The 25,656-nt window shown below is 45.2% G+C and carries 25 protein-coding genes and 2 tRNA genes; 15 read left to right on the top strand and 12 right to left on the bottom strand.

All coding sequences use genetic code 11. The features are described from left to right. Positions 1-173 precede the first annotated feature (173 nt). Both CSW98_RS01890 and amrS read right to left on the bottom strand, forming a co-directional pair. Positions 174-374, bottom strand: a complete 201-nt coding sequence (locus CSW98_RS01890) for a hypothetical protein (protein WP_100798747.1) — start codon at positions 372-374, stop codon at positions 174-176. A gap of 141 nt (positions 375-515) precedes the next feature. Next, a complete protein-coding gene (amrS, locus tag CSW98_RS01885) occupies positions 516-1,562 on the bottom strand; it encodes an AmmeMemoRadiSam system radical SAM enzyme (RefSeq protein WP_232733460.1) in 1,047 nt (348 codons plus the stop codon). A gap of 52 nt (positions 1,563-1,614) precedes the next feature. Between amrS and amrB the strand changes: the two genes are divergently transcribed. The 4 genes from amrB (at position 1,615) to CSW98_RS01865 (ending at position 3,930) form a co-directional block, all read left to right on the top strand. Next, positions 1,615-2,397, top strand: a complete 783-nt coding sequence (gene amrB, locus CSW98_RS01880; RefSeq protein ID WP_100798745.1) for an AmmeMemoRadiSam system protein B — start codon at positions 1,615-1,617, stop codon at positions 2,395-2,397. After that, positions 2,369-2,962 carry an AmmeMemoRadiSam system protein A gene (gene amrA / locus CSW98_RS01875; RefSeq protein ID WP_100798744.1) on the top strand — a complete coding sequence of 198 codons (594 nt, stop codon included), beginning with the start codon at positions 2,369-2,371 and terminating at the stop codon, positions 2,960-2,962. The genes amrB and amrA overlap by 29 nt, the downstream gene beginning before the upstream one ends. 125 nt (positions 2,963-3,087) lie before the next feature. Next, positions 3,088-3,408, top strand: a complete 321-nt coding sequence (locus tag CSW98_RS01870) for a hypothetical protein (protein WP_100798743.1) — start codon at positions 3,088-3,090, stop codon at positions 3,406-3,408. A gap of 222 nt (positions 3,409-3,630) precedes the next feature. Continuing rightward, on the top strand, positions 3,631-3,930 hold the full coding sequence (locus CSW98_RS01865; RefSeq protein WP_100798742.1) for an isoamylase early set domain-containing protein: 300 nt from the start codon (positions 3,631-3,633) through the stop codon (positions 3,928-3,930). A 118-nt stretch (positions 3,931-4,048) separates the two neighbouring features. Here CSW98_RS01865 and CSW98_RS01860 read toward each other — a convergent pair. From CSW98_RS01860 to uvrY, 5 genes are all read right to left on the bottom strand, one after another. Next, positions 4,049-4,124: transfer RNA gene (locus CSW98_RS01860), tRNA-Gly, on the bottom strand. Between the two features lie 7 nt (positions 4,125-4,131). Continuing rightward, positions 4,132-4,205: transfer RNA gene (locus CSW98_RS01855), tRNA-Cys, on the bottom strand. A gap of 207 nt (positions 4,206-4,412) precedes the next feature. Continuing rightward, positions 4,413-4,970: a CDP-diacylglycerol--glycerol-3-phosphate 3-phosphatidyltransferase gene (gene pgsA, locus CSW98_RS01850; protein WP_100798741.1), complete on the bottom strand. Its 558-nt coding sequence runs from the start codon at positions 4,968-4,970 to the stop codon at positions 4,413-4,415. A 49-nt stretch (positions 4,971-5,019) separates the two neighbouring features. After that, the gene (uvrC, locus tag CSW98_RS01845) at positions 5,020-6,852 is read right to left on the bottom strand and encodes an excinuclease ABC subunit UvrC (protein ID WP_100798740.1); all 1,833 of its coding nucleotides are present in this window, start codon (positions 6,850-6,852) and stop codon (positions 5,020-5,022) included. 6 nt (positions 6,853-6,858) lie between these two features. Then, entirely contained in the window at positions 6,859-7,503 is a 645-nt protein-coding gene (uvrY, locus tag CSW98_RS01840) for a UvrY/SirA/GacA family response regulator transcription factor (protein ID WP_100798739.1), read from the bottom strand. Positions 7,504-7,826: 323 nt separating this feature from the next. On the opposite strand from uvrY, the gene CSW98_RS01835 reads away from it, so the two are divergent. Next, the gene (locus CSW98_RS01835; RefSeq protein WP_100798738.1) at positions 7,827-10,190 is read left to right on the top strand and encodes a DNA polymerase II; all 2,364 of its coding nucleotides are present in this window, start codon (positions 7,827-7,829) and stop codon (positions 10,188-10,190) included. A 28-nt stretch (positions 10,191-10,218) separates the two neighbouring features. On the opposite strand, the gene CSW98_RS01830 is transcribed toward CSW98_RS01835, so the two are convergent. Beyond that, positions 10,219-10,998, bottom strand: a complete 780-nt coding sequence (locus CSW98_RS01830; RefSeq protein ID WP_157810314.1) for a nucleotidyltransferase domain-containing protein — start codon at positions 10,996-10,998, stop codon at positions 10,219-10,221. A gap of 147 nt (positions 10,999-11,145) precedes the next feature. Here CSW98_RS01830 and efpL point away from each other — a divergent pair, with 147 nt between their 5' ends. Continuing rightward, positions 11,146-11,715 carry an elongation factor P-like protein EfpL gene (gene efpL, locus CSW98_RS01825; protein WP_100798737.1) on the top strand — a complete coding sequence of 190 codons (570 nt, stop codon included), beginning with the start codon at positions 11,146-11,148 and terminating at the stop codon, positions 11,713-11,715. A 37-nt stretch (positions 11,716-11,752) separates the two neighbouring features. Next, the gene (locus CSW98_RS01820; protein WP_100798736.1) at positions 11,753-12,073 is read left to right on the top strand and encodes an HI1450 family dsDNA-mimic protein; all 321 of its coding nucleotides are present in this window, start codon (positions 11,753-11,755) and stop codon (positions 12,071-12,073) included. 71 nt (positions 12,074-12,144) lie between these two features. On the opposite strand, the gene rluB is transcribed toward CSW98_RS01820, so the two are convergent. Both rluB and CSW98_RS01810 read right to left on the bottom strand, forming a co-directional pair. Further along, entirely contained in the window at positions 12,145-13,053 is a 909-nt protein-coding gene (gene rluB, locus CSW98_RS01815) for a 23S rRNA pseudouridine(2605) synthase RluB (protein WP_100798735.1), read from the bottom strand. A gap of 117 nt (positions 13,054-13,170) precedes the next feature. Next, positions 13,171-14,634, bottom strand: coding sequence for a cobyric acid synthase (locus CSW98_RS01810; protein ID WP_100798734.1), 1,464 nt, complete (start codon positions 14,632-14,634; stop codon positions 13,171-13,173). Positions 14,635-14,942: 308 nt separating this feature from the next. Between CSW98_RS01810 and CSW98_RS01805 the strand changes: the two genes are divergently transcribed. Then, on the top strand, positions 14,943-15,533 hold the full coding sequence (locus CSW98_RS01805) for a DUF2057 family protein (RefSeq protein ID WP_100798733.1): 591 nt from the start codon (positions 14,943-14,945) through the stop codon (positions 15,531-15,533). 57 nt (positions 15,534-15,590) lie between these two features. Here the strand turns inward: CSW98_RS01805 and CSW98_RS01800 are convergent, their stop codons facing one another. Next, positions 15,591-16,211, bottom strand: a complete 621-nt coding sequence (locus CSW98_RS01800; protein WP_100798732.1) for an L-threonylcarbamoyladenylate synthase — start codon at positions 16,209-16,211, stop codon at positions 15,591-15,593. Positions 16,212-16,219: 8 nt separating this feature from the next. After that, on the bottom strand, positions 16,220-17,086 hold the full coding sequence (gene rnm, locus CSW98_RS01795) for an RNase RNM (RefSeq protein ID WP_100798731.1): 867 nt from the start codon (positions 17,084-17,086) through the stop codon (positions 16,220-16,222). Between the two features lie 386 nt (positions 17,087-17,472). Between rnm and CSW98_RS01790 the strand changes: the two genes are divergently transcribed. The 7 genes from CSW98_RS01790 (at position 17,473) to CSW98_RS01760 (ending at position 25,640) form a co-directional block, all read left to right on the top strand. Continuing rightward, positions 17,473-19,038, top strand: coding sequence for an anthranilate synthase component 1 (locus CSW98_RS01790; RefSeq protein ID WP_100798730.1), 1,566 nt, complete (start codon positions 17,473-17,475; stop codon positions 19,036-19,038). 10 nt (positions 19,039-19,048) lie between these two features. Then, positions 19,049-19,627 (top strand): aminodeoxychorismate/anthranilate synthase component II, encoded by a 579-nt coding sequence (locus CSW98_RS01785; RefSeq protein WP_100798729.1) that lies wholly within the window; start codon positions 19,049-19,051, stop codon positions 19,625-19,627. Positions 19,628-19,667: 40 nt separating this feature from the next. Then, on the top strand, positions 19,668-20,666 hold the full coding sequence (trpD, locus tag CSW98_RS01780) for an anthranilate phosphoribosyltransferase (RefSeq protein WP_100798728.1): 999 nt from the start codon (positions 19,668-19,670) through the stop codon (positions 20,664-20,666). A 7-nt stretch (positions 20,667-20,673) separates the two neighbouring features. Beyond that, positions 20,674-22,071, top strand: coding sequence for a bifunctional indole-3-glycerol-phosphate synthase TrpC/phosphoribosylanthranilate isomerase TrpF (trpCF, locus tag CSW98_RS01775; RefSeq protein ID WP_198517257.1), 1,398 nt, complete (start codon positions 20,674-20,676; stop codon positions 22,069-22,071). 14 nt (positions 22,072-22,085) lie between these two features. Then, positions 22,086-23,276 carry a tryptophan synthase subunit beta gene (trpB, locus tag CSW98_RS01770; RefSeq protein WP_100798727.1) on the top strand — a complete coding sequence of 397 codons (1,191 nt, stop codon included), beginning with the start codon at positions 22,086-22,088 and terminating at the stop codon, positions 23,274-23,276. Further along, the gene (trpA, locus tag CSW98_RS01765; protein WP_100798726.1) at positions 23,276-24,082 is read left to right on the top strand and encodes a tryptophan synthase subunit alpha; all 807 of its coding nucleotides are present in this window, start codon (positions 23,276-23,278) and stop codon (positions 24,080-24,082) included. The genes trpB and trpA overlap by 1 nt, the downstream gene beginning before the upstream one ends. A 289-nt stretch (positions 24,083-24,371) precedes the next feature. Continuing rightward, entirely contained in the window at positions 24,372-25,640 is a 1,269-nt protein-coding gene (locus CSW98_RS01760) for a dicarboxylate/amino acid:cation symporter (protein ID WP_443083642.1), read from the top strand. The last annotated feature ends 16 nt before the right edge of the window (positions 25,641-25,656 follow it).

Below are 25,656 nucleotides of genomic sequence, written 5' to 3'. Positions count from 1 at the left end.
TTTACTGCATTCAGATTTTTCGTCAACAAGAAAATATAATGTTTTGAACTGGATGGCTAAATTTCGGCCTGCCAGGCTATTTTGGCAACAAAAAATTTAAAATCAGGAAAAAAAGAACAGACAAAAGCCTGCGGGTAACACAGGCTATCAGAAAAGCAATGATTGTTTAAGCATCAGTATCTCTGAGAGAACCTGTTGTCTGGGATCGTTTGCTGTTCAGCATGGTACTCAATGCCATCTTTGGATAAAAAAACCTCTGATTCACAGCAAGGACATTTCGGTAGAATCTGATTGTCACCTTTTACACTGACGACAACATAGCACTGACTGCACAAGTACATCCCCTGCTCTGCTTTACCTTCAATACATGCCATAATGCCTCCGGATCTCTATCCATTTGCAACATAATTTTTACAAATTTACTCTTTCTCCAAACAGCTGCCAATCAACTTTTGTATTAAGTGTGAACCATATTCCGGTTAAAGCTCAACCGATATTAATACCATTTCATTAGATCAGTTGAATATTCCAGCAATCCTTGTATGACATTCCGGGCAATACGAGTTGTCGTTCAGAGTAAAAAGACTGATCTGGTATCTGTCTCGTTGAATCAGAAGATGCTGACATACCGGACAATAGGTGCTTTCTGTGTCACTGTTACTGATATTTCCGGTATACACATAACGAAGTCCCTGTTGCTGAGCTATTGTTCTTGCTCGCAACAAAGTTTCCAAAGAGGTCGAAGGTTTATTTTGCATCTTAAATGCCGGGTGAAAAGCACTAAAATGTAACGGTATGTCTGCACCGAGATTATCCACGATCCACCGGGTCATTTCTGTAAGTTCTTTATTACTGTCATTTTCACCGGGAATAAGCAGTGTTGTAATCTCAAGCCAGACATCAGTTTCATGTTTCAGATATAGTAGAGTATCAAGTACCGGAGCCAGAGTGGCGGCACATAGTTTTTGGTAAAATCGCTCGCTGAACGCTTTCAGATCAATATTTGCAGCATCAATGTGACGGAAAAATTCTCGTCTGGGGGCATTACAAATATACCCGGCACTCACAGCGACTGTTTTAATATTCATAGCATGACAAGCTATCGCAGTATCTCTGGCATATTCCAGAAAGATCACGGGATCATTATAAGTAAAAGCAACACTTTGACACCGCTGTTTTTTTGCCAGGATAGCGATCTGTTCCGGTGTCGCTTCTATGCTTGATATGGAAACGTCTCTTGAGTTACTGATGTTCCAGTTCTGACAAAATTTACAGGCGAGGTTGCATCCAGATGTACCAAAAGAGAGCACCGTACTTCCGGGATAAAAATGGTTCAATGGTTTTTTTTCTATCGGGTCAACAGCAAGGCCACTGGTTCTCCCGTAGCTGCTCAGAATAATTTCACCATGACAAGCCCGGCGTATAAAACACGCGCCTCTTTTTCCTTCCCGTAGAGCACAGGTTCTGGGGCAGAGGTCGCAAACCACCCTACCGTCATCAAGTTTATGCCAGTAGCGAGTCCTATAATGTCCGGCAACAGGAGAAATCATATGGCTTTTCACAAGAAATCACTTCTATACTTAACTATAGTCCGGAAAACAGAGCCTGAGCGTTATGAATATCCGTACCCCTGCAGTCGCAGGACAGTTTTATGCCCGCTTACCCACAACTCTTCGCAGTCAATTGACTCAGTGGCTTGCCTGCCCGCCAGAGTATGAATCACCTCTGCGCGCCATTATTGTTCCTCATGCCGGATATATGTATTCCGGTGAAATTGCAGCAAAAGCCTATGCTCACGTGAAATTACAATCAGACCATTTTCACAAGGTCATCTTGGTTGGTCCTAGCCATCATTTTTATTTTGACGGCTGCGCAGTGCCAAAAGCGGATGTCTATACGACGCCTCTCGGCGATATTCGTATAGATAAACCGGGTATAAAACAGCTTATCCGGCACCCAGAGGTACAAGTTACGGATCAACTACATGCACCGGAGCATTCGCTAGAGGTACAACTGCCATTTCTGCAGTTAAGTCTTGATGAATTTACACTACTTCCCGTTCTAACCGGAAATATTGCACCAGAAATTCTGGCCGGTATCATTGACCCGCTTTGGGATGAAAGCACCCTATTGGTTATAAGCAGTGATTTAAGCCATTTCCATACCTATATGGACGCGATGAATATCGATCTGAACAGTTGCGATTTAATAGAAGACTATCAGCCCATTCTTAAACCGGAGCAGGCTTGTGGCTGTACAGGGATAAATACATTGCTTGTACTTGCTGATAAGCATGGTTACCAGTTGGAACGGCTTCAATTACTCAATTCAGGTGATACCAGCGAAACAAAAGAGAGAGTGGTCGGTTATGTCAGCTACATTGTTTCAACCTTATAGCACTGAAGAGTTGTCGGAACTGCTCAGTGTTGCCAGAAAAGCAGTAACTGATTATCTGGCAAACCACTATACGGATCTGGATCCCAGCTTGTACAGTTTTCATTTACAGCAGCCAGCGGCCTGTTTTGTTACGCTTGAAGTCAACGGAGAACTTCAGGGATGTCTGGGGTCCGTCGAACCGAGATTGCCTTTACTGGATGAAGTCTATAACAAAGCCCGTGCAGCAAGTTTTCAGGATCCCCGTTTCCCGCCTTTGAAGAGTGAACAATTAGACAAACTCACACTGGAAGTCTCTGTACTGAATCAGCCACATGAATTAAAGGTATTATCAGAACAAGAACTCGCAAGCTATCTGATGAAAAATCGTGTCGGGCTTATTTTGTCAGATCAGTCCCATCATGCTCTGTTCCTCCCTCAGGTCTGGGAACAAGTTTATAACCCCAGAGACTTTATTCGTCACCTGAAGAGAAAAGCAGGCTGGAAGTCGTCTTATTGGTCTGCATCGATTCGTATTCAGACATTTGAGGTTACGAGTCAGAAAGAAGCATTTTATATACGAGTATAAATATGATTCCCTTTACTTGACAGAACCTTCCTTAGATACGATCTTTTCATAAATAATTAACAAACACACAACCTGAACAACAAGCTTGATATTATTTATCGTCAGAAACAGGCAGGAGGCTAGCAATGACAACCCCGATAGATATTGTAGTAAACTACATGTTTAAAGGAGAGCCACAAACACTGACAACAACAGACATAGAGATTAAAGCGGATGGATTCGACCCACTGGATCAAAGTACTTTTGAAAAAGAACTGATTGGTTATCTTGTCAGCTTTCATTACAACGAAAATGACCGAATCGAACTCTCTGTTGCGTCTTTACGCCATATTCTGTGCAAAAAAACCGACCATCATCCTTGCACAACAGCAGAGTATGCGGCTCTTTTCGGATTAAGTCAGATTATTGCAACAGTGAGGGGATATTGCTTCCCTCTTGCTGCTTAAAAACATCTTATGAACCTTTAGCAGCCCCATCCTGGATACCCGGGATGAAAGTGGTATGAGAGATGCAAATCAGACATTACCCGTTAACAAAAAAGCCACGAAGCAATCCGTTTCATAAAAAATCATCAACAAGCTTTACATATACAGACAAAAACACTTGATAAGATGTTACATTTGTTCTACAAATTAACCGTCTTGGCTATTTGTTTATAGGGAATTAAGATGATAAAAAAGCGTTTTTTTAAAACTAAAGATGAAGTTGAAGTCACGTTTGAGTGGCCGCAGAGCGATGAAAATAGTGTTTCGCTTGCAGGAGACTTCAATGAATGGCAGGCCGAACCAATGAAACTGAACAAAAAATCCAAGGTGTTCAGTCACAAAATGCGCCTTCCTAAGGATGATAGCTTCCAGTTCCGCTACCTGATAAATGAGTCTGTATGGGAAAATGATCCTGTCGCTGACGAATATATCGGTAACGATTTTGGCAGTGATAACAGTTTGTTACATACAAAAGAAGCCTGACTACTTCTTTCTGCACATTCATGATGAATTGAAATAAGGCGCCTGCTCGGCGTCTTTTCTTTTGTGACAAGGAAATAGAAAAAACAAAGCCCTGACATGATATCAGGGCTTCTTAATCTGGAGCGACACACGAGGTTCGAACTCGTGACCTCAACCTTGGCAAGGTTGCGCTCTACCAACTGAGCTAGTGTCGCATTAATATGGAGGCGCGTCCCGGAGTCGAACCGAGGTCCACGGATTTGCAATCCGCTGCATAGCCACTCTGCCAACGCGCCTCTGAAACTCAGAAAAGAACCGTTTGGGTTCCTCTTGAGTACGGGAGGCATTTTACGGATTCACCGATATGAGTCAACACAAATTTGTGTTTTATGCATTGTTTGGCTACTTTACAAACAAAACAGACAGAATAACCGGTTTAACTGAGCCACCAAAGATAAACTCTCCCTTGCGGCTCAGAGAATAATAAAACTTTCCCCGTACAATTACTGATGTTCTTCAGCCAGCAGATCGCCTTTTGCGGCTTTCAGATACTGAATCATTGACCAGTACGTTAATACGGTCGCCACATACAGGGCGGCATATCCAAGCCAGACCATCCAGTCGTCATAACGCCAGATAAGCACCCAGAGGGCGAACATCTGCGCGAGTGTTTTTACCTTTCCAACCCAGGAGACAGCAACACTTGAACGTTTACCTATTTCAGCCATCCATTCACGTAAGGCGGAAATGATAATTTCACGGGCAATCATGGTTAAAGCCGGAATAGTAATCCATATTGTGGCGTAATGTTCCGTGATCAGTATCAGCGCTGTCGCCACAATCACCTTGTCGGCAACCGGATCTAAAAAAGCACCGAACCGTGATGTCTGACCTAATTTTCTTGCCAGCATACCATCGAAATAGTCGGTTACGCCCGCCAGCCAGAACACCATAGCAGCAGCAAATGGTGCCCAGTGATAAGGCAGGTAAAAGATAACTACAAGGACCGGAATAAGTATCAGGCGAAGTAGTGTCAAAATGTTAGGGATTGTTAAACGCATATTTTTATTGGCTCTTATGTATCGCGCTATCCATGGTGCGCGAATTTTACTACTGTTTCAATGCCTGATGTATTTTTTCTGCTAAAGCCTGGCTGATACCGGGAACTTTGCTGATTTCATCGACAGTTGCCCGTTTAAGTTCCTGCAGTCCTCCCATGTATTTTAGCAATGTCTGACGGCGTTTGGGTCCTACTCCCTCAATGCCTTCCAGTGGGCTGGTGCGTCTGGTTTTTGCTCGTCTGGCCCGGTGCCCGGCAATGGCATGATCATGACTTTCATCTCGAATATGTTGAATGAGGTGTAATGCTGGTGCATCCGCCGGTAGGTTAAACTCATTACCATCAACCGTGATCAGTGTTTCTAATCCCGGTTTACGGGTCACTCCTTTAGCAATACCAATTAACAAAGGTCTTTTAGGCCAGTCCTGCCAGTGGGAGCAAATGATTTCATTCGCCCGGTTAAGCTGCCCTTTCCCACCATCAATAAAAATAATATCCGGTATTTTATCTATATCGAGTTGTTTGCTGTAACGACGTTCCAGTACTTGTCCCATGGCCGCATAATCATCACCTCCGGTAATCCCGGCAATATTATAACGACGATACTCCTGTTTTACCGGGCCTTCATGATTGAATACAACACAAGATGCAACCGTACTTTCCCCCATTGTATGACTGATATCAAAGCACTCCATTCTCCGAATTGAATCAATACCCAGCGCCTTCTGTAATGCACTGACTCTCTGACCAATTGTCATTTTATGATTGATTTGGGTTGTGATAGCCGTAAGGGCATTAGTATTCGCAAGTTTCAGATATCGTCTTCGAATTCCTGTCGGGGAAATATGTAAGGTTACCTTTCGGCCTGCAATATCACTGAGTGCTCCCTGAAGCGGGATTACATCCTCCAGCAAGTTCTGATTCATAATTACCCGGGATGGAATGGTTCTGGCTTCACTGTATCCCAGATAGTACTGGCTTAAAAAACTGGAAAAGACTTCTTCCCGAGCCGTATTATCCGGGATCTTTGGAAAGTGACTGCGACTACCGAGAATCTTGCCCTGCCGGATCATCAGAATATAGATACAGGCGATACCACTTTCCTGAGCGAATCCCAGAACATCTATATCATCCATACTGTCTTCGGAAACAAATTGCTGTTCCTGAACCCGCCGAATAGCCTGAATCTGATCCCGGTATCTGGCGGCCTCTTCGAAATGCAGAGTCTGACTTGCTGTTTCCATACGACTGACCAGTGATTCAAGTACCAGATTATCTTTTCCCTGCAGAAACAAGCGCACGTCATTAACCAGTTCCCGGTAAGCATCATCAGAAATCAGAGTGCTTACACAGGGAGCAGCACAACGGCCAATCTGATACATAAGACAAGGTCGGGTTCGGTTACTGTAGACGGTATCTTCACATTGCCGGACAGGAAATATTTTTTGAATAAGATGCAAGGTTTCCCTCACGGCTCCGGAATCAGGGTAAGGGCCGAAATACTCCCCTTTACGCTTCTTCGCTCCGCGCATCATAGAAAGACGGGGATGTTTATGGTCGCTGATAAAAATAAAAGGATAAGATTTATCATCCCGCAGCAGTACATTGTACTTAGGCAGATACTGCTTAATATAATTGTGCTCAAGGATTAATGCCTCAGTTTCTGTATGAGTAACAGTGACATCAATTTTATTAATATGACTGACCAGTGCTCTGGTTTTTTCACTATTCAGATTGTTGCGGAAATAGCTGGAAAGGCGCTTCTTAAGATCCTTCGCCTTTCCGACATAGATGATATCATCCAGGGCGTTATACATTCTGTATACGCCCGGCTGATTTGTGACTGTCTTTAAGAAAGCAACCGAGTCAAAAGTACGAACCATCAGAATTTATAGTGTCTCGGTATCCAGCATTCCGTGACGGATCGCTAAATGGGTTAACTCTACGTCACCACTGATATTCAATTTGCTAAAAAGCCGGTAACGATAGCTGTTTACAGTCTTAGGACTCAAATTCAGCTGTTCGGAAATATCAGTAACTTTTTGTCCCTTAGTGATCATCATCATTATCTGTAATTCCCGTTCAGAAAGATCTTTAAACGGGTTGTCAGATGAGGATGAAAACTGGCTTAATGCCATTTGTTGTGCGATTTCAGGGGAAATATACCGTTGCCCGCTATGCACCAAACGAATCGCATTGACCATCTCATCCGGCCCCGCCCCTTTCGTCAGATAACCGGCTGCACCTGCTTGCATCACTTTCGTCGGAAACGGATTTTCCGTATGTACAGTTAATACAATAATCTTTATGTCCGGATTAATACGTAGTATTTTTTTCGTTGCCTCAAGGCCACCAATACCGGGCATATTCATATCCATCAGAATTACATCGGCATGGTTGCTACGGCACCATTTTACAGATTCTTCACCGCTATCAGCTTCCCCTGCTACTTTCATCCCACGGACGTCTTCAATGATACGTCGAATCCCTGTGCGAACCAGCTCGTGATCATCTACAAGGAAAACATTAATCAAACTTGTATCTCCACAACTCACATTGGCTCTGCACCCACTCATGCTGTGGACTGCAATAAACCTTCAACAATTAATCAGCCAGATACCCGTCAAGGCAGCAGCGAATTAGTCAGAAATAATATGCGTCATACAGCCCTTTTTAGCAAGCAATTATCCCCGGTGGCGTGTCCGGTTTCACCCTCTTATCCGGAAGATAAAACGTAGCATTGAGCAAGTGACTAATTTATAAACTATTTTTAACAAATAACACTAACTCACAACACTATCCTTTTCTCAGGCTAATTGCTACTATTTGTGGCGAAAATAATCCGGACAGGTGATATGTGAATCAGGACAAAGGTTTTATCCTAACCCGACAGACACGAGAAAATGCCGGTTACTCGCAGATTGAACTATGGGTAAGTACTGCTTCGGGGCCGACTCAGTTGATTATCCCTGAGCAGCCATCGGTATTTTTTACGTTACAGCGTGACGAATCACCTATTATCCAAATTGCTGAACAACACCATCTGGATATCCGGTTCAAGCCACTGACCATGCAGGATTTTTCTGCACAGCCTGTGTCAGCATGCTATGCCTGTAGTGTCAAACAGAGTCAGCAACTTATCAGCTTACTGCGACAGGAGCACATCAGCGTATTTGAGGCTGACATCCGCCTGCCGGAACGATATTTAATGGAACGTTTCATCCGGGGTAGTATTGCATTTGCCGGAAACCAAACAGTATTCAGGAATCACAGCCGCTACACAGACGTCAAATGTAAAAAAGCCGATTACCATCCGGATCTCACCCGTGTTTCTCTGGATATAGAATGCTCGGAAAAAGGTATTCTTTATTCTGTCGGTCTTGCCAGTCAGGCCGATAGCAGGGTTATTATGATCGGTGAAGAGCAGGAAACAGACACAAGGATTCAGTGGGTAAAAGATGAGAAAGCATTATTACTTGCTCTGATCGACTGGTTTCAATGCTTTGATCCGGATCTGATACTCGGCTGGAACGTTATCGATTTTGATTTTCGTCTGCTATGCAGGCGAGCTGAATGGCATAAACTTCGTCTGACCATTGGCCGGGACAGGCAGGCCGCCTATTTTCGTCAGGGACAGCAGAATCAGCAGGGATTCATTACGGTCCCCGGCAGGGTTGTTCTTGATGGTATTGATTCACTTAAAACCGCCACATACCACTTTCGTTCCTGGTCTCTGGAATCCGTCTCACAGGAGCTGCTGGGAGAAGGTAAATCTATCCATAATGCCTATGACCGTATGGATGAAATCAATCAGATGTTCAGAAACAATAAGCCGGCTCTGGCCCGCTACAATCTTCAGGACTGTATTCTGGTTAATAAAATTTTTGAACACACTCATTTGATTGAATTTCTTATTGAACGTTCCAGGCTGACGGGGCTGGAACTTGACCGGCTCGGAGGATCTGTCGCTGCATTTACCAACCTCTACCTTCCCCAGCTTCACCGAGCCGGTTATGTTGCCCCGAATATGGTTCCGGAAAACTGGCAGGCCAGCCCTGGTGGGTATGTGATGGACTCTATACCTGGTCTGTATGATTCGGTTCTGGTTCTTGATTTCAAAAGCCTTTATCCCTCAATTATTCGCTCCTTCCTTATCGACCCTATGGGTTTAATAGAAGGCTTAAAGCTAGAATCAGGGAAAGCACCGGATCAGGCAGTACCCGGTTTTCGCGGTGGACAATTTCACCGCCAAAAACATTTTCTGCCACATATGATTGAAGAGCTCTGGGCCGCCAGAGATATTGCCAAACAGAATAACGAAAAAGCTTTTTCTCAGGCCATAAAAATCATTATGAATTCCTTTTATGGTGTTCTTGGTTCTTCTGGATGTCGTTTTTTTGATGTCCGCCTAGCTTCTTCGATTACGATGCGTGGACATGAAATAATGAAGCAGACAAGAATGCTTATAGAAGAACAGGGATATCAGGTTATCTATGGTGATACTGATTCAACCTTTGTCTCTCTCAAGACTCAAATGACACAAAAACAGGCCGATGCAATAGGCAAACAGTTGATGGTTCATATTAACCAGTGGTGGAAGACTTACCTGAAAGATGAATTTGGTTTGGATTCTTGTCTGGAGCTGGAATATGAGACTCACTACCGGAAATTTTTGATGCCGACAATTCGTGGGGCCGAGACGGGGTCTAAAAAACGTTATGCCGGACTGATTGGTGAAGCCGAAAATGAACAATTGATATTTAAAGGTCTGGAGAGTGTAAGAACCGATTGGACACCACTGTCCCAACGCTTTCAGAAAGAACTGTATACACTAATTTTCCACGGTAAAGATCCCACAACCTACATCCGTGACTATATTGCAGCAACAACAAGTGGTTACTACGATGATGCTTTAACCTATCAGAAGCGGCTACGCCGGAAGTTAACTGATTATCAGAAGAATATTCCACCTCAGGTACGGGCTGCGCGCCTGGCCGATGACATTAATGCCAGAACAGGACGCCCACTCCAATACCAGAACCGGGGGACGATTGAATATCTGTTTACACTAAACGGCCCTGAACCAAAAGAATACCGGCAAAGCCCTATTGACTATCAGCACTATATTGATAAACAACTGAAACCCGTAGCGGATGCTATTCTGCCGTTTATCGGACTGGATTTTGATGCAATAACAGCTCCGCAACTTGGGCTGTTTTAAATGATTGTCAGCCCCTCTGGCACAGATATCAGCCAATTTTAAATTCAGTCTTCTTGTAGGCTCTAACCAGCCACTGACCATAATTGTCCAGCAGACCAATTACAGACCGTTTTGCTACCGGTCTGCCTGACAACAGAATCCCAAGCCGGTTTATTTCGGTTTCCTTTTCAGGATGGTAATGCAGGAATTGCCGGCCACACGCTAAAGGGGCTTCAATCCACTGCTTATCTTTATGCATGATTAAAGAATAACTGGCTCTCAGCAGTTTTTTTGCAATTACCTGTTGTGCTTTAATCTGTTCTGTTTCACTTTTGGCAGATGCAATTTTCTTACGATACAGTGCCAACCATTCATCTACATCCATATTCCAGTATTTGGCTATTTCCCAACTGGGCTCAAATTCACCAAAACGGGTAGAAAGATCATCACCATGCAAACAGACACAGCAATGTTTCAGCATAAATCCCCAGGTGAATATATTACCGATATCCAACACATCTCGGACGAGGGCAAACTGAAAATCAACGTCGGTTATAAAAGGATAGGCTCGTTTGAACCGCCACTTTATCGTGCTCATAACGCTGGATGCCTTACTGCTCAGGCTCCGGTGAGTAATAACAACCACATCCAGATTTGAACGTCCCGGGACGGCCGTTTTCCGGGCAACACTACCAAACAAATACACACTATGGAGGTTAGACTCCAGCCCCCCTTGCAGATAGCGGGTTAACTCAGAGATGACGTCACTATATGTATCCTGAAAAGGTTCAGAAGGATTGATAACCGGTAATGAAGCTGGTGTGTTCAAAAAGAAAATCCTAACACTGTCACAATAAATGGGATTATGATCGCTTCGCAGAGAAATTCAATCAAGAGGTTGTATTTTTCTGCTTTTGCCCCAATTTACCATTTTTCAATACTCTTAAGTGTTAATTACAGTCTGAAGGACACAATCATGCCAAAGGCAAGTGATATTAAAAAGGGCTTTGCAGTTAGCTACAACGGAAAAGTTCTGCTGGTTAAAGATTTCGACATCACCACTCCGGGTGGCCGTGGTGGTGCAAAAATCTATAAGTTCCGTTTTAAAGATCTGGCGACAGGTGCCAAAGTTGAAGAATCGTTTAAAAGCGATGAGATGTTGGATACCGTTGAAATGAATAAACGTCAGGTGATGTTCTCTTATATTGATGGTGATGAGTATATCTTTATGGATAATGAAGATTACACCCAGTACAACTTCAATAAAGAAGATATTCAGGACGAACTGCTGTTCATCACAGAAGAAACTCAGGGTGTTCAGATTGTGTTGATTAATGGTGAAGCAGCTGCTATTGAATTGCCGGCTTCTGTCGATATGATTATCGAGGAAACCGATCCTTCGATTAAGGGTGCGTCTGCTTCTGCCCGCACCAAACCAGCCCGCTTCTCTACAGGTTTGACCGTGCAGGTGCCTGAATACATTTCTACCGGAGAAAAAATCAAGATCAATACGGCCGAATGTAAATTTATGGGTCGGGCAGACTAAGCTTCGCCCTAAGCCAAAAAACAAGGTATTAACCAGAATGACTGAACTTATTTCATACGATGATGTTATCGAAGTCGCCTACGATATTTTTCTGGAGATGGCTCCGGATAATCTCGAAGCGGCCGATGTACTACTATTTTCAGCCCAATTTGAAGACAGAGGTGCAGCCGGCGTTGTCGATACAGATAATGACTGGGAACAGCATGTTGGGTTTAGTATTGATAAAGAACGCTACGCAGAAGTGCATATCGGGCTTGTTAACAAAGAAACCGATGAGCTGGACGATGTTTTTGCCCGAATGCTGGTCAGCAGAGATCCTGAACATAAGTTCTGCCATATGCTCTGGAAGCGGGACTGATTTTGATTTATTCCCGGATATAAAAAAGGATTGGTCTGTGACCAATCCTTTTTTTATACAATTTGTCCGAATTAACGACTGCGGGATTTTGTTACCGGGGTCTTACGCCGCTGGTTAGAACGCCCTTTTGGTGTACTTACCCGCTCTTCATGACGTTTAACGGCTCGACGGATTTTCTGACTGCGGGAGCGTTCACGTTTACGTGATGTATTCTGCAGATCAATCATAGTCGTTCTTTCTGGCTGCAATTCGACCAGTTCACGCAGATAGTTGACCTGTTTCAGCTCCAACTCCATCCAGCCGCCACGTGGTAATGTTTTTTCCAGAAAAATATCGCCGTAGCGTACACGCTTAAGACGGCTTACCGTCGTATCCTGAGACTCCCAAAGACGGCGAACTTCACGGTTACGTCCTTCATTAATAACAACATAGAAGGTGTGGTTCATTCCTTCCCCGCCGGCATAAACAACATCTTCAAAACGGGCAAGACCATCTTCCAGCTCCACCCCTTTAACCAGATTACGCACTTTCTGTTCAGTCACATCACCAAAGACACGAACAAGATATTCACGCTCAACCTGACGACTTGGATGCATTAAGCGGTTAGCCAGTTCACCGTCAGTAGTAAATAACAACAGACCAGAAGTGTTGGCATCCAGACGACCGACAGAAATCCAGCGGGCACCACGAATTTTAGGCAGACGGTCAAATACGGTCCGACGTCCTTCCGGGTCGTGACGGGTACATAATTCACCTTCCGGCTTATAGTAAGCAAGTACGCGACAAACGGCTTCTTCCTGAGCCTTGATAGACACAGTATGACCATCGATACGCACAGTAACATTTTCATCTTCCAGACGTTCGCCCAGTTTTGCTACCATGCCGTTAACACTGACCCGACCAGCTTTGATCAAAGCTTCCAATTCCCGACGGGAACCATGACCAGCGCGTGCTAAAATTTTCTGTAATTTTTCGCTCATTAAGATACCTTTTGTCGTCTTCTCAGACGTCAGACCATTGAAACAAACATAACCCCGAGATTTTCGCGGCAAAAGATTATACACGAATTTTCTGCCGGATCGTTTGTTCTTTTAAAATTACTTTATCAATGACCAGAGTCTTTCCAAATCCATATGCTGTTCTATCGCATCAGCAATACGATTAATGCCATTTTCCCGTATCTGCGCAAAATCGATACCTTCGGCATCATTCAGGCCAGCCCAGCGTAAAATTGCCCCACAAGCCTCCGGTTGCTCAAAGATGCCGTGCAGATAGGTGCCAAACACCTGTTGTTCCATCCCCAGACAACCATCGGCTTTTTCACCAAGCCAGAGAGGGGCTGTCTCTCTGGTTATCATTGTTACCCCTGCATGGATCTCATATCCGGAAACCTTGACTTTTTCCTGCCCCGGTAGCTGCAGACTCCCCTTTTCCCGAGTCAATTGCTTATGTTGTTTCAACTCCGTAGTAACAGGCAGAAAACCCAATCCAGTCGCTTCGATAATATCACTTTCGATACCCTGAGGATCTGAAATCTTTTCCCCCAGCATTTGATATCCGCCACAGATCCCCATCACTTTCCCACCAAAGCGCAGATGACGTTCTATCTGCTTATCCCAACCCTGTTCCCGAAGAAAATTCAGATCACTGATAACCGATTTTGAACCGGGAAGAATAATCAGATCAGCAGCAGGTAATGGCCGGTCTTTCCCCACAAACTCAAGATCAATGCCGGGATGCATGCGAAGAGGATCAAAATCAGTATGATTGCTGATCCTCTGTAATACAGGTACCACTACTTTCAGTTGTGGCTGATCATTGTGTAACTGTTGAATGTCTATCGCATCTTCTGCTTCAAGCATCAATCCATGCAGATAAGGAAGAACTCCAATAACCGGTTTTCCGGTTTTCTCTTCCAGCCAGTCTAGGCCCGGTTGGAGCAGTGCAATGTCACCACGAAAGCGATTAATAACAAAACCGATGACCCGCGCCTGTTCTGATTGACTCAGCAGATCCAGTGTTCCACACAGATGAGCAAATACTCCACCCCGATCAATATCGGCCACAATAATGACCGGAATATCGGCTTCTTCGGCGAATCCCATATTCGCAATATCACGGTCACGAAGATTAATTTCTGCCGGACTGCCTGCACCTTCAATAATAATACAAGCATACTCCTGTTGCAGGCGTTCAAATGACTCCATCACATAAGGCATGACTTTCGGCTTATACGCATGATAGCTTTTCGCATCCATATCCGTCAGCGCTTTTCCCTGAACAATGATCTGTGCACCGATATCCGTATTAGGTTTAAGCAGGACCGGATTCATATCGGTTGTTGGTTCAATACCGCTGGCAAATGCCTGTACAGCCTGAGCTCTTCCTATTTCCCCACCATCCCGGGTAACCGCACTGTTCAGCGCCATATTTTGCGGTTTAAAGGGAGCGACCTTTATTCCTTTTCGCGCCAACACGCGGCATAAACCCGCAACCAGAACACTTTTCCCTGCATCAGAGGTCGTTCCCTGCACCATTAAGGCATCAGCTCTCTTATTCATACTACTATTACTATCCGTATTTATGCATTTATGGGTATACCGAAGTAACCTGAAGGTGTTTGTTTTGCCAGAGTTTATTTGCTTCCGGTTTTGATATATTAACAATAAAAACCTGCCTGTTAACAGGTAAAAAGCCGTGTCGCCGGAAAAACCATCCATTCTGCACTATCGATACAAAGGACGATGTTTCATTTATTTCTAAATAGGTAAAAAAAGCTCAATTTTTCTAAAATGAAACCACCCGGAGTAGTCATTCTCCAGATATTAAACAATAATCACAGACCTCATTAATCAAGGTTATAAATGGTATGAAATCAGCTTATTACACTCTGCTTGCCGCATGTCTGACTTGTTCCGTGTCAGCCGCAGAATTAACTCCGGAAAGAAGTGTCCGGCTATTGATGGTAAATGGTGTGGAAACAGCATCTGACACTGATGTTGTAAGTATCGAATCCGGCTTTACTCAGGTAGCAGTAAAAATCTTTACCACTATGGGTCGTGGTTCTAACAGGCAGTCTTTTGAATCTAATCCTTTTCTTCTTATGTTTGATGCCGGTGAGCAGGATATTTCTATCATCGCTCCGGAATTTAATGAACTTTCTCAGGCGAAAAAACATTTTGAAGGTCAGCCAGCTATAAAGCTGATGGCAGGAGGAAAAGAACTGCACTACGAGTATGCGCCGATAGAAGGGAAAAAAGGGTTTCTCCCTTACAGTGATCTCGACCGACTTATCGCCAGATATAACCGAGAAAACAATATTCCTATCGATATCCCACTGGATACATTCGCCGGTGACAATGCTGTACCGGATTTTGAACAATTGAAGGAGTGGTACCTGAAAGCATCGGCAATGGATCAGGAAAAATTCTCTCAGTGGATTATCCACAATAAGAAATAATCCGCAGCACCGGCGACCCGTAATGGCCGCCGGTCTGACCGGCATTGGATGGAAATGTTATGTAAATGGTTCAGGATCACCGGCTCCAACTCTGAGTACAACGGCCTCATCATCACTAAAATCGATAACCGTTGTCGGTTGCTCACCGAGATACCCCCCATTCATAATCAAATCGACAGCATGTTCCAATTGATCCCGTATCTCATCCGGATCGGATTCGGTTGTACTATTACCAGGCAGAATCAACGAAGTGGACATTAAAGGTTCACCCAGTGCTTCCAGAAGATCCAAGGCAATTTTATTATCGGGTACGCGGATACCAATCGTTTTACGTTTGGCATTCATCAGGCGTCGCGGAACTTCTTTTGTGCCTTTAAATATAAAGGTGTAAGGTCCGGGGGTATTATTTTTCAGCAAACGGAATGCTGCATTATCCACTCGGGCATAAAGTGACAACTCAGATAAGTCGCGGCAAAGCAGAGTAAAATTGTGTTTGTCATCAATTTTCCGGATACGGCATATTCTTTCCAAAGCCTGTTTGTTCTCAAGCTGGCAACCAAGTGCATAACCGGAATCAGTCGGATAAATAACTACACCACCATTACGGATAATAGCCACTGCCTGACTGATCAGACGGGTTTGCGGGTTATCCGGATGTACATAAAAAAACTGGCTCATAACAACTCCTAACTATCGGGATTACCGATATTTTTTATTGGAATAATATCCCAATCTTTCCAGACCGGTTCAACACCGGAAGGTAGCCAGAGGTTCCGTCCTAACTCTACCCAAGAAGAAGGATAGTGAAAATCAGAACCCTGCGAGGCTAATAGTTTGTATTGTATAGCATAATCAGCCAAATTGCGTCTTTCATGTTGTGCCTGTTGTGGCTGGGCTACTTCCATCCCGTCTCCACCAGCCTCTACAAAAGCAGCAATCAGCCTCTTAATCCATTTTGCCGTCAGGTCATATCTTCCCGGATGCGCGAGTACCGCCAGTCCTCCGGAAGCATGAATTACGGCTACAGCCTCAGCGAGAGAGCACCAGTTAGGCGGTACATAACCGGGATTCTTCCGGGTCAGATATTTTTTGAATACTTTTTGCATCGTATCTGCATAACCATGGTTAACCAGCCAGCGGGCAAAATGCGCACGGGTAATAGCGGCATCACCGGCTATTTCGCAAACATCATCATACACCCCTTCCCGGGTTACCTTTTCTAGACGCCGGGCAATCTCTTTTGCTCTTTCTTCCCGTCTTTGCTTTTGTCCGGTAATGAAATGGTTAAGGGCATCACTGTTGCGGTCAATATTCAACCCCGCGATATGAATGTCTTTATTTTCCCACAGCGTTGAAATTTCAATACCGTCAATAAGTTGAATATCCAGTTGATGCGTCTGAATATGTTGATGAGCAGCCTCCAGTCCATCCACATTATCGTGATCTGTGATGGCAAGAACTGAGATTCCAAACTCAATAGCTCGGTTGATCAGCTCTTCGGGCGATAAATGTCCGTCAGAGGCAGTTGTATGGCTGTGTAGATCTATTTTCATTAATTTCTAGCTAATCTGGATAAATTATAATTTAGGGCTTGACTTTTCATACTCAAACTAGTTAACTAGTACATAATTTCAGAATGCAAAACTTGTTGAGCAACATCATGTTACAAGAAACACAACATCAAACGATAGAAAAAATTTTTCTCCACTCTTTTCTCAGTGGTTTTGTACAATTCAACTGGTGGCAAACCTGGACGACAGATCGGGTGGGCTGACACATATTTCTGATAGCGTAACAAGAACAAAAAGCCCGCCTGACCCGCGGGCTTTTTGTTTATTTATCTCTTCACTGCCACACTGATAATGCCCATTGGGAATCAGAAAGCATTGTGTCAATATGGATAACAAACGGATTTAATAACAAATATACAGGAGGTCTTATGAATAAGGCCATAAACATTAAAGAGCAAGGTCTGCTGGAAACATTCCACTGCGATGTACCTTATTCTGACGACCCGACCCGTCTTTTTCAGGTACTGTGTGCAGATAAAACCAATAGTCTGTTGCTTGAGTCAGCTGATATTGATTCAAAAGAAGATCTGAAAAGTATGCTTCTTATCGATGCCGCTGTGCGTCTTATCTGTCGGGAGCATGATGTTGAGCTTGAGGCACTGACTGAAAACGGACATCAGGTGCTAAAACGTATCCGGGCGCATTTATCAGACCATATCAGCGTCTCTGAAGAAGAGTCTAAGCTGATAATGCATTTCAGCCGTCCGGACGAAAATCTCGACGAAGACAGCCGCCTGCGCGAACCATCCACGTTTGATGCTCTGAGAATTATTCGTCACAGCTTTAATCAGAATCATACTGACAAATTCGGTCTTTTTATGGGAGGAGTGTTTGCCTATGATATGGTCGCAAACTTCGAACCGCTCGGAGATGCCGGTGAGATTAACCGCTGCCCGGATTATGTATTCTATCTGGCTGAAACTCTGATGATCATTGACCATCAGGCACGATCCTGTACCGTTCAGGCCAGCCTGTTTGATGGTTCTGAATACACAAGACACACCCTGAAAAACCGCCTGATGGAGATTCAGAGCCTGAGCCATCAACCTGCGCCTCTGCGGGAAACAGAGAAACTCGTTCAGTGTGAACCCGTTGCCAGCATTTCTGATACCGATTTTTGTCAGATCGTATCCGATCTGAAGCAACATATTATTAAAGGTGATATTTTTCAGGTTGTCCCTTCCCGCCGCTTTACTTTGCCTTGTCCAGCCCCCCTTCCAGCCTACAAAGAACTGAAGCAAAGTAACCCCAGCCCTTATATGTTTTATATGCATGATGCGTTGTTTACTCTATTCGGCGCCTCTCCGGAAAGTGCCCTGAAATATTGCGCAGAAACCAACCAAATCGAAATCTATCCGATTGCCGGTACTCGCCATCGCGGTAAAAAAGCAGATGGCTCTATCGACTTTGATCTGGACAGCCGGATCGAGCTTGATCTGCGTAGTGATTTAAAAGAAAACGCCGAGCATATGATGCTGGTCGATCTGGCCCGCAATGATGTAGCAAGGATTTCTGAAGCTGGTACGCGCCACGTTGCCGATTTGCTGAAAACGGACCGCTACAGCCACGTAATGCATTTGGTATCCCGGGTGGTCGGACAACTCAGAGGTGATCTGGACGCATTACATGCTTATCAGGCCAGTATGAATATGGGCACACTAACCGGTGCACCGAAGATTCGGGCTATGCAACTTATCCGTGATGTTGAGAAAACCCGGCGAGGCAGCTACGGCGGCGCAGTCGGCTACTTCTCCGGAGAAGGTGAATTTGATACCTGTATCGTGATCCGCTCTGCCTATGTAGAAGATGGCGTCGCTCAGGTTCAGGCGGGAGCCGGTGTAGTTTTTGATTCTGACCCTCAGGCAGAAGCCGACGAAACCCGCAACAAAGCTCAGGCGGTTATTTCCGCAATTCAGAAAGCCCATACAGCGTAAAGGAAATGATATGACTGATATTGTATTTGTAGATAACTTTGACTCCTTTACCTATAACCTTGTTGCCCAGTTCCGTTCACTGGGTCACACCGTCACTATCTATCGGAACCATATTCCTGCGCAGGTCATCGCCAATGCAGTTAGAAGAATGGATAGGCCGGTTGTTGTTCTTTCTCCTGGACCAGGAGCGCCCTCAGAAGCCGGCTGTATGCCAGAATTACTCCAGATACTGAAAGGCAAAGTCCCCATTATTGGTATCTGTCTTGGTCATCAGGCCATTGTAGAAGCCTATGGCGGTACTGTCTCCGGAGCTGGTGAAATTGTGCATGGAAAAGTATCAATGATGGAACATCAGAATCACCCCGTTTATCAGGGACTGCCTTCACCTATGTCTGTTGCGCGTTACCACTCTCTGGTCGCTACAGAGGTTCCTGATGTACTCAGCATTACCGCAGAAGTTAATGGTCTGGTGATGTCCGTTGTACATGAACAGGATCGGATATGCGGATTTCAGTTTCACCCGGAATCGATTATGACCACTTATGGAGCCACTTTGCTGGCAAACAGCATTGAATGGGCACTGAGCTGATCCAGCCAGTAACCATTAACAGAAAATGACAGGAAGAATTATGCAAGCGATCATCAATAAACTGTATGCACAACAATCGCTGACACAGCACGAAAGTCAGCAGCTGTTTGACACCATTATTAAAGGCGAAATGGATCCTATCCTTCTGGGTGCTGTTCTGACCGCATTGAAGATCAAAGGAGAAACTCCGGACGAAATTGCAGGCGCGGTATCTGCTCTGCTAAAAAATGCCAGCCCGTTTCCCCGTCCGGATTATGATTTCGCGGATATTGTTGGTACCGGCGGAGACGGAGCAAATACCATTAATATTTCCACCACAGCCGCATTTGTTGCCGCTGCCTGCGGTGTTAAAGTTGCGAAACACGGTAATCGTGGAGTATCCAGCAAATCCGGTTCATCTGATCTGCTGGACTCATTTGGTATCAACCTGGCAATGAGCGCCGAAGATACCCGTCAAGCCATGGATGATCTGGGGGTCGCATTCCTTTTTGCTCCTCAGTATCACGGGGGTGTTCGCCATGCGATGCCTGTACGTCAGGCAATGAAAACCCGAACCATATTCAATATCCTTGGCCCACTAATTAATCCGGCCCGGCCGAACATTGAACTGATGGGAGTCTATGATGCCTCTCTGGTACGCCCTATCGCCGAAACGATGGCAAAAATAGGTATGAAGCGTGCTGCTGTTGTTTTTGGCAGCGGACTGGATGAAGTAGCAATTCATGGTGACACTCTGGTCGCTGAAATTATCAATGGTGAGATCCGGGAATACACACTGACACCGGCAGACTTTGGTGTTAACGTTCATCCTCTGGAAGCGATTCAGGGCGGAAACCCCGATGAGAACCGGGAAATTATTACCCATATTCTTACCGGAAAAGGCAGTGAAGCTCAGGTCGCCGCCGTTGCCGTTAACGTCGCACTATTGCTGCGCCTGTTTGGTCATGAAGACCTGAAAGCAAATACTCAAAAAGCCATTGAGGTCATAAACTCAGGGAAGGCATATGAGCTGGTTCTGCAACTGGCAAAAAGAGGCTAAATAACGAATGTCAGAATATATATCACAACAAAACCGAGAAATGGCTCAGGTACTGGCAAAGATTGTGGCTGATAAACAGATCTGGGTGGAAAAACGTAAACAGGCTCAGCCGCTGGAAAGTTTCAAAGGAGACCTGCTTCCTGCAGATCGCAGTTTTTATCAGGCGCTCGCTACCGGCCGGACTGAATTTATTCTGGAATGTAAAAAAGCCTCCCCTTCCAAGGGGCTGATCCGCGATGATTTTGACCTTAACTACATTGCATCTGTATATAAAAATCATGCCAGTGCAATTTCGGTACTCACCGATGAAAAATATTTTCAGGGTAATTTTGAGTTTCTGCCACAAATCCGTGCTATTGCCACGCAACCGCTACTATGCAAAGACTTTATGCTCGATACGTATCAGGTCTATTTGGCACGCTACTATCAGGCAGATGCCATTTTATTGATGCTGTCCGTTCTGGATGATGAAAAATACCGTGAACTGGCCGAAGTGGCGCACTCGCTGAATATGGGGATTCTGACCGAAGTCAGTAATGAAGATGAGCTGGAAAGAGCCATTGCTCTGCAGGCTAAAGTTGTGGGCATCAACAACCGCAATTTGCGGGATTTAAGCATTGATCTGAACAGAACAAAAACACTGGCACCCCGTCTTCCTGAAGGTACGACCATTATTTCCGAATCCGGCATCCATACCAACCAGCAGGTTCATGATTTAAGCCGGTTTGCGAATGGTTTTCTGATCGGTTCATCTTTGATGGAAGAAGATAATCTGGAACTGGCCGTGAGACGTGTTCTGCTGGGAGAAAATAAAGTGTGTGGGCTCACCTCAGCAGACGATGCTACAGCCGCCTACCAGGCTGGGGCTGTCTATGGCGGACTTATCTTTGCCGAACAATCCAAACGCAGAATTGATATAAATACCGCAGCTAAGATCATGCATGCTGCACCCTTAAAATATGTGGGCGTATTTCAGAATCAGCCTGTTGAATTAATTGCTGAAACGGTCAGAACTCTGGGTCTGTTTGCCGTTCAATTGCACGGGGAAGAAACGCAGGAGTTTATCAATATACTGCATGATCAGTTACCAGCACTATGCTGCATCTGGAAGGCTTACGGTGTCAGCGAATCAGTTCCTGAACTTATGCAACAGAATATAGAACGTCATTTACTGGACAGCAAAGTAGGAACATGCTCCGGCGGAACCGGGATCCGTTTTGACTGGTCACTTCTGGATGATACTCACAATATCATGCTGGCCGGCGGACTGAATCCGGACAACGTAAAGCAAGCGGCCTCTCTGGGCTGTCTCGGTCTGGATCTGAACTCGGGTGTAGAAAATATCCCCGGGAAAAAAGATCCGCAGAGGCTGAAGCAGGCATTTGAGAATATCAGAAATTATTAAAAAGGAATTAAACAATGGCTAAGCTAGAAGCCTATTTTGGCGACTTTGGTGGACAATATGTACCACAAATTCTTGTTCCGGCACTGGAACAACTGGAGCAGGCATTTATTGATGCACAGAAAGATCCTGAATTTCAGGCCGAATTTATGGGATTGCTGCAGGAATATGCCGGGCGTCCTACAGCCCTGACACTGTGTCGTAACCTGACTAATGGAACTCAGAGCAAGCTGTATCTTAAACGTGAAGATTTGTTGCATGGCGGAGCGCACAAAACCAATCAGGTTCTCGGACAGGCTCTGCTGGCAAAACGCATGGGTAAAACCGAAATTATTGCCGAAACAGGAGCCGGACAGCACGGGGTTGCAACCGCTCTGGCCTGCGCACTGATGGGGTTGAAGTGCCGGGTTTATATGGGAGCAAAAGATGTTCAGCGTCAGAGTCCGAATGTGTTCCGCATGAAACTGATGGGGGCAGAAGTTATCCCCGTACATTCCGGTTCAGCCACTCTGAAAGATGCCTGTAACGAAGCCCTGCGTGACTGGTCTGCGAGCTATGAAACATCCCATTATCTGCTGGGAACGGCAGCTGGCCCGCATCCATTTCCAACCATAGTACGGGAATTTCAGCGTATGATCGGAGAAGAAACCAAGCACCAGATCCTAGCAAAAGAAGGTCGTCTTCCTGATGCTGTAATTGCCTGCGTTGGCGGAGGATCCAATGCTATCGGTATGTTTGCAGATTTTATTGAAGAAACATCTGTACGCCTGATCGGCGTTGAGCCTGCTGGTAAAGGTATTGATACTGACCAGCATGGTGCACCACTGAAACATGGACGGATGGGAATTTTCTTTGGTATGAAATCACCACTGATGCAAGATGAACATGGACAAATAGAAGAGTCTTATTCCATCTCTGCAGGTCTGGATTTCCCTTCCGTTGGCCCTCAGCATGCACATCTTAATGCAATTGGCCGTGCGGAATATGATTCTATTACTGACGATGAAGCGCTGGATGCATTTCAGGAACTGGCACGACACGAAGGTATTATTCCTGCCCTGGAGTCCTCCCATGCGCTGGCTCATGCATTAAAAATGGTACGAGACAATCCGCAGAAGGAACAGCTCCTGGTGGTCAATCTCTCCGGCAGAGGTGACAAAGACATTTTCACCGTCCACAAGATCTTAGAAGAAAAAGGAGTTATGTAATGGATCGCTATCAATCTCTTTTTGCCCGCCTGAAAGACAAAAAACAAGGGGCATTTGTACCTTTTGTTACCCTTGGAGATCCGACCCCTGAGTTATCTTTTAAGGTCATAGACACACTTGCCGCCTCCGGTGCCGATGCACTGGAGCTGGGATTCCCATTTTCTGACCCTTCAGCCGATGGTCCGACCATTCAGGGAGCAAATATCCGGGCACTCAATGCACAAACAACACCGGATATCTGCTTTGATCTGATCAAACAAATCCGCATCAAATACCCTGAATTACCTGTCGGATTGCTGATGTACGCCAATCTGGTCTATTCACGCGGTATCGATAACTTCTATAAACGTTGTGCCGAAGCCGGGGTCGATTCCGTTCTGGTGGCTGATGTACCGACAAAAGAAAGTTCCGACTTTATCTATGCCGCAAAGGAACATGGTGTACATGCTATCTTTATCGCTCCTCCGACAGCCAGTGATGATACATTAAAAGAAGTCGTTGAGCTGGGCGGAGGCTACACATATCTTCTGTCCCGGGCGGGTGTAACCGGCACAGAAACCAAAGCAAAAATGCCAGTAAATCATATGCTGGACAGACTGAAAGAGTTCGATGCCCCACCGGCACTGCTTGGTTTTGGTATATCACAGCCAGAACAGGTTAAAGAAGCGATTACTGCGGGCGCTGCCGGTGCTATTTCCGGTTCTGCTGTCGTGAAGATTATTGAATCTAACCTTGATGATGAAGACAAGATGTTAAAAGAACTGGCCAATTTTATTTCCTCCATGAAGGCTGCCACACAACTGTAATCCTGATTTCAATATCCGTCTGATCATTAACGTCACTCTCAACCGGAGTGGCGTTGTTTTTATGCACTCCTTTCGCCACGCAAACGTTTCCTCAGCATAATTATCCAATTTAACCTTTTAAAACGATTTTTGTTACTTCTGCCCTTGCACAAAGAGAGTATTGCATGTACAACACTGTACCCGATATAAAACCACACATTGTCCGTTAATCTGGTATGAACCTCTAATCATAACCAGCTATGTAGTGGGTTATTTCATACACAACATGTTCAATGTTCGATTATTAAGAATGGAGATCTCTTACGTGTCGAAAGAAAAAAACTTACTGAGCAATATCGGTGTTCAGGTCGTTATTGCTATGGTGCTCGGTACAATTGCTGGCGCCACCATGGGGGACTCTGCCTCTGTATTCGCGCCTCTGGGTGATATCTTTATCAATCTGATTAAGATGCTGGTTATCCCTCTGGTTGCTGTTGCACTAATTTCCGGTGCTGCCGGTCTTGGAGACAGCCAGTCAGCCGGCAAGGTGGGTGTGGTTACACTAGGTTTCTTCGCTGTGACATCGGCTCTGGCTGTTGCTCTGGCGCTGGTAATGGGTGAAATCTTCCAGCCGGGTTCAGGGATTGATGTCTCCGGTATCCAGAGTATGTTCTCTTCCGAATATGCTTCAAAAGGTGAACTACCAACTTTCTGGGCAACCATTACTGGTATGATCCCAACCAACGTTTTCCAGTCACTGAATGAAGCCAATATTCTGCAGATTCTGGTTTTCTGCCTGTTTTTTGGTATTGCCGTATCCAAGCTGGAAAAAGAGCGTCGTGCACCACTTATCCAAGGTGTGAACGCGATTGTTGATGCCATGATCTGGATGATTAACAAGGTAATGCTAATTGCACCTCTGGGAGTCTTCGGCCTGATGGCAGAAGCTGTCGGTACCTTTGGCTTCAGCGCACTGACTGTCGTCCTGAAACTGTTTGTTGTTTATGTTGCAGCGATTCTTATCTTCGGCTTTGTCGTCTATCCTGCCATGATCCAGCTGCTTACTAAGCAATCTGCCCGTAAATTCCTGTCTGCGATGAAAAAACCTCAGGCAGTTGCACTGTCAACAGCATCTTCGATGGCAACGCTACCGGTGACAATGGATACTGTAGAGCATGATCTGAACGTTCGTAACTCAACGGCTTCTTTTGTTCTGCCTCTGGGCGCAACCATCAATATGTCCGGCAACGCAATCTACTATGGCTTGGTTGCCATCTTCTTTGCTCAGCTATTCAATATTGATCTGAGCATGGGGGCTTATATTGCCATAATCCTGACTGCAACATTAGGCGCAGTAGGCCAGGCTGGTGTTCCAGGGCCTTCTTTCCTCGTGGTGGCCGTTCTGTTGTCTGCCGGTATTCCGATTGAAGGCTTGCCGCTTCTGTTCGCTCTGGACCGTATTTTCGATATGATTCGCACGGCTCTGAATATCACAGGCGATGCGGCCTGTGCGGTTATAGTTGACGCCCTGATTGAAGAAGAAGCTGTTCAAGCTGAACTGGAAGAGCAGGAAGCATAACCCCCTGCTTTACCGA

Origin of the sequence: Vibrio sp. HA2012 (genome assembly GCF_002812955.1) — a bacterium.
Lineage (GTDB): Bacteria > Pseudomonadota > Gammaproteobacteria > Enterobacterales > Vibrionaceae > Vibrio.
Note: the sequence above shows the minus strand (reverse complement) of the source record. Positions and strands in the feature narration are given on the sequence as shown.

Bases quoted from the DNA above. Each gene is read 5' to 3' on its own strand.
- CSW98_RS01890 (WP_100798747.1), bottom strand. From the start codon at position 374: ATGGCATGTATTGAAGGTAAAGCAGAGCAGGGGATGTACTTGTGCAGT.
- amrB (WP_100798745.1), top strand. From the start codon at position 1,615: ATGAATATCCGTACCCCTGCAGTCGCAGGACAGTTTTATGCCCGCTTA.
- amrA (WP_100798744.1), top strand. From the start codon at position 2,369: ATGTCAGCTACATTGTTTCAACCTTATAGCACTGAAGAGTTGTCGGAA.
- CSW98_RS01870 (WP_100798743.1), top strand. From the start codon at position 3,088: ATGACAACCCCGATAGATATTGTAGTAAACTACATGTTTAAAGGAGAG.
- CSW98_RS01865 (WP_100798742.1), top strand. From the start codon at position 3,631: ATGATAAAAAAGCGTTTTTTTAAAACTAAAGATGAAGTTGAAGTCACG.
- pgsA (WP_100798741.1), bottom strand. From the start codon at position 4,970: ATGCGTTTAACAATCCCTAACATTTTGACACTACTTCGCCTGATACTT.
- uvrC (WP_100798740.1), bottom strand. From the start codon at position 6,852: ATGGTTCGTACTTTTGACTCGGTTGCTTTCTTAAAGACAGTCACAAAT.
- efpL (WP_100798737.1), top strand. From the start codon at position 11,146: ATGCCAAAGGCAAGTGATATTAAAAAGGGCTTTGCAGTTAGCTACAAC.
- CSW98_RS01820 (WP_100798736.1), top strand. From the start codon at position 11,753: ATGACTGAACTTATTTCATACGATGATGTTATCGAAGTCGCCTACGAT.
- rluB (WP_100798735.1), bottom strand. From the start codon at position 13,053: ATGAGCGAAAAATTACAGAAAATTTTAGCACGCGCTGGTCATGGTTCC.
- CSW98_RS01810 (WP_100798734.1), bottom strand. From the start codon at position 14,634: ATGAATAAGAGAGCTGATGCCTTAATGGTGCAGGGAACGACCTCTGAT.
- CSW98_RS01805 (WP_100798733.1), top strand. From the start codon at position 14,943: ATGAAATCAGCTTATTACACTCTGCTTGCCGCATGTCTGACTTGTTCC.
- CSW98_RS01800 (WP_100798732.1), bottom strand. From the start codon at position 16,211: ATGAGCCAGTTTTTTTATGTACATCCGGATAACCCGCAAACCCGTCTG.
- rnm (WP_100798731.1), bottom strand. From the start codon at position 17,086: ATGAAAATAGATCTACACAGCCATACAACTGCCTCTGACGGACATTTA.
- CSW98_RS01790 (WP_100798730.1), top strand. From the start codon at position 17,473: ATGAATAAGGCCATAAACATTAAAGAGCAAGGTCTGCTGGAAACATTC.
- CSW98_RS01785 (WP_100798729.1), top strand. From the start codon at position 19,049: ATGACTGATATTGTATTTGTAGATAACTTTGACTCCTTTACCTATAAC.
- trpD (WP_100798728.1), top strand. From the start codon at position 19,668: ATGCAAGCGATCATCAATAAACTGTATGCACAACAATCGCTGACACAG.
- trpCF (WP_198517257.1), top strand. From the start codon at position 20,674: ATGTCAGAATATATATCACAACAAAACCGAGAAATGGCTCAGGTACTG.
- trpB (WP_100798727.1), top strand. From the start codon at position 22,086: ATGGCTAAGCTAGAAGCCTATTTTGGCGACTTTGGTGGACAATATGTA.
- trpA (WP_100798726.1), top strand. From the start codon at position 23,276: ATGGATCGCTATCAATCTCTTTTTGCCCGCCTGAAAGACAAAAAACAA.
- CSW98_RS01760 (WP_443083642.1), top strand. From the start codon at position 24,372: ATGGAGATCTCTTACGTGTCGAAAGAAAAAAACTTACTGAGCAATATC.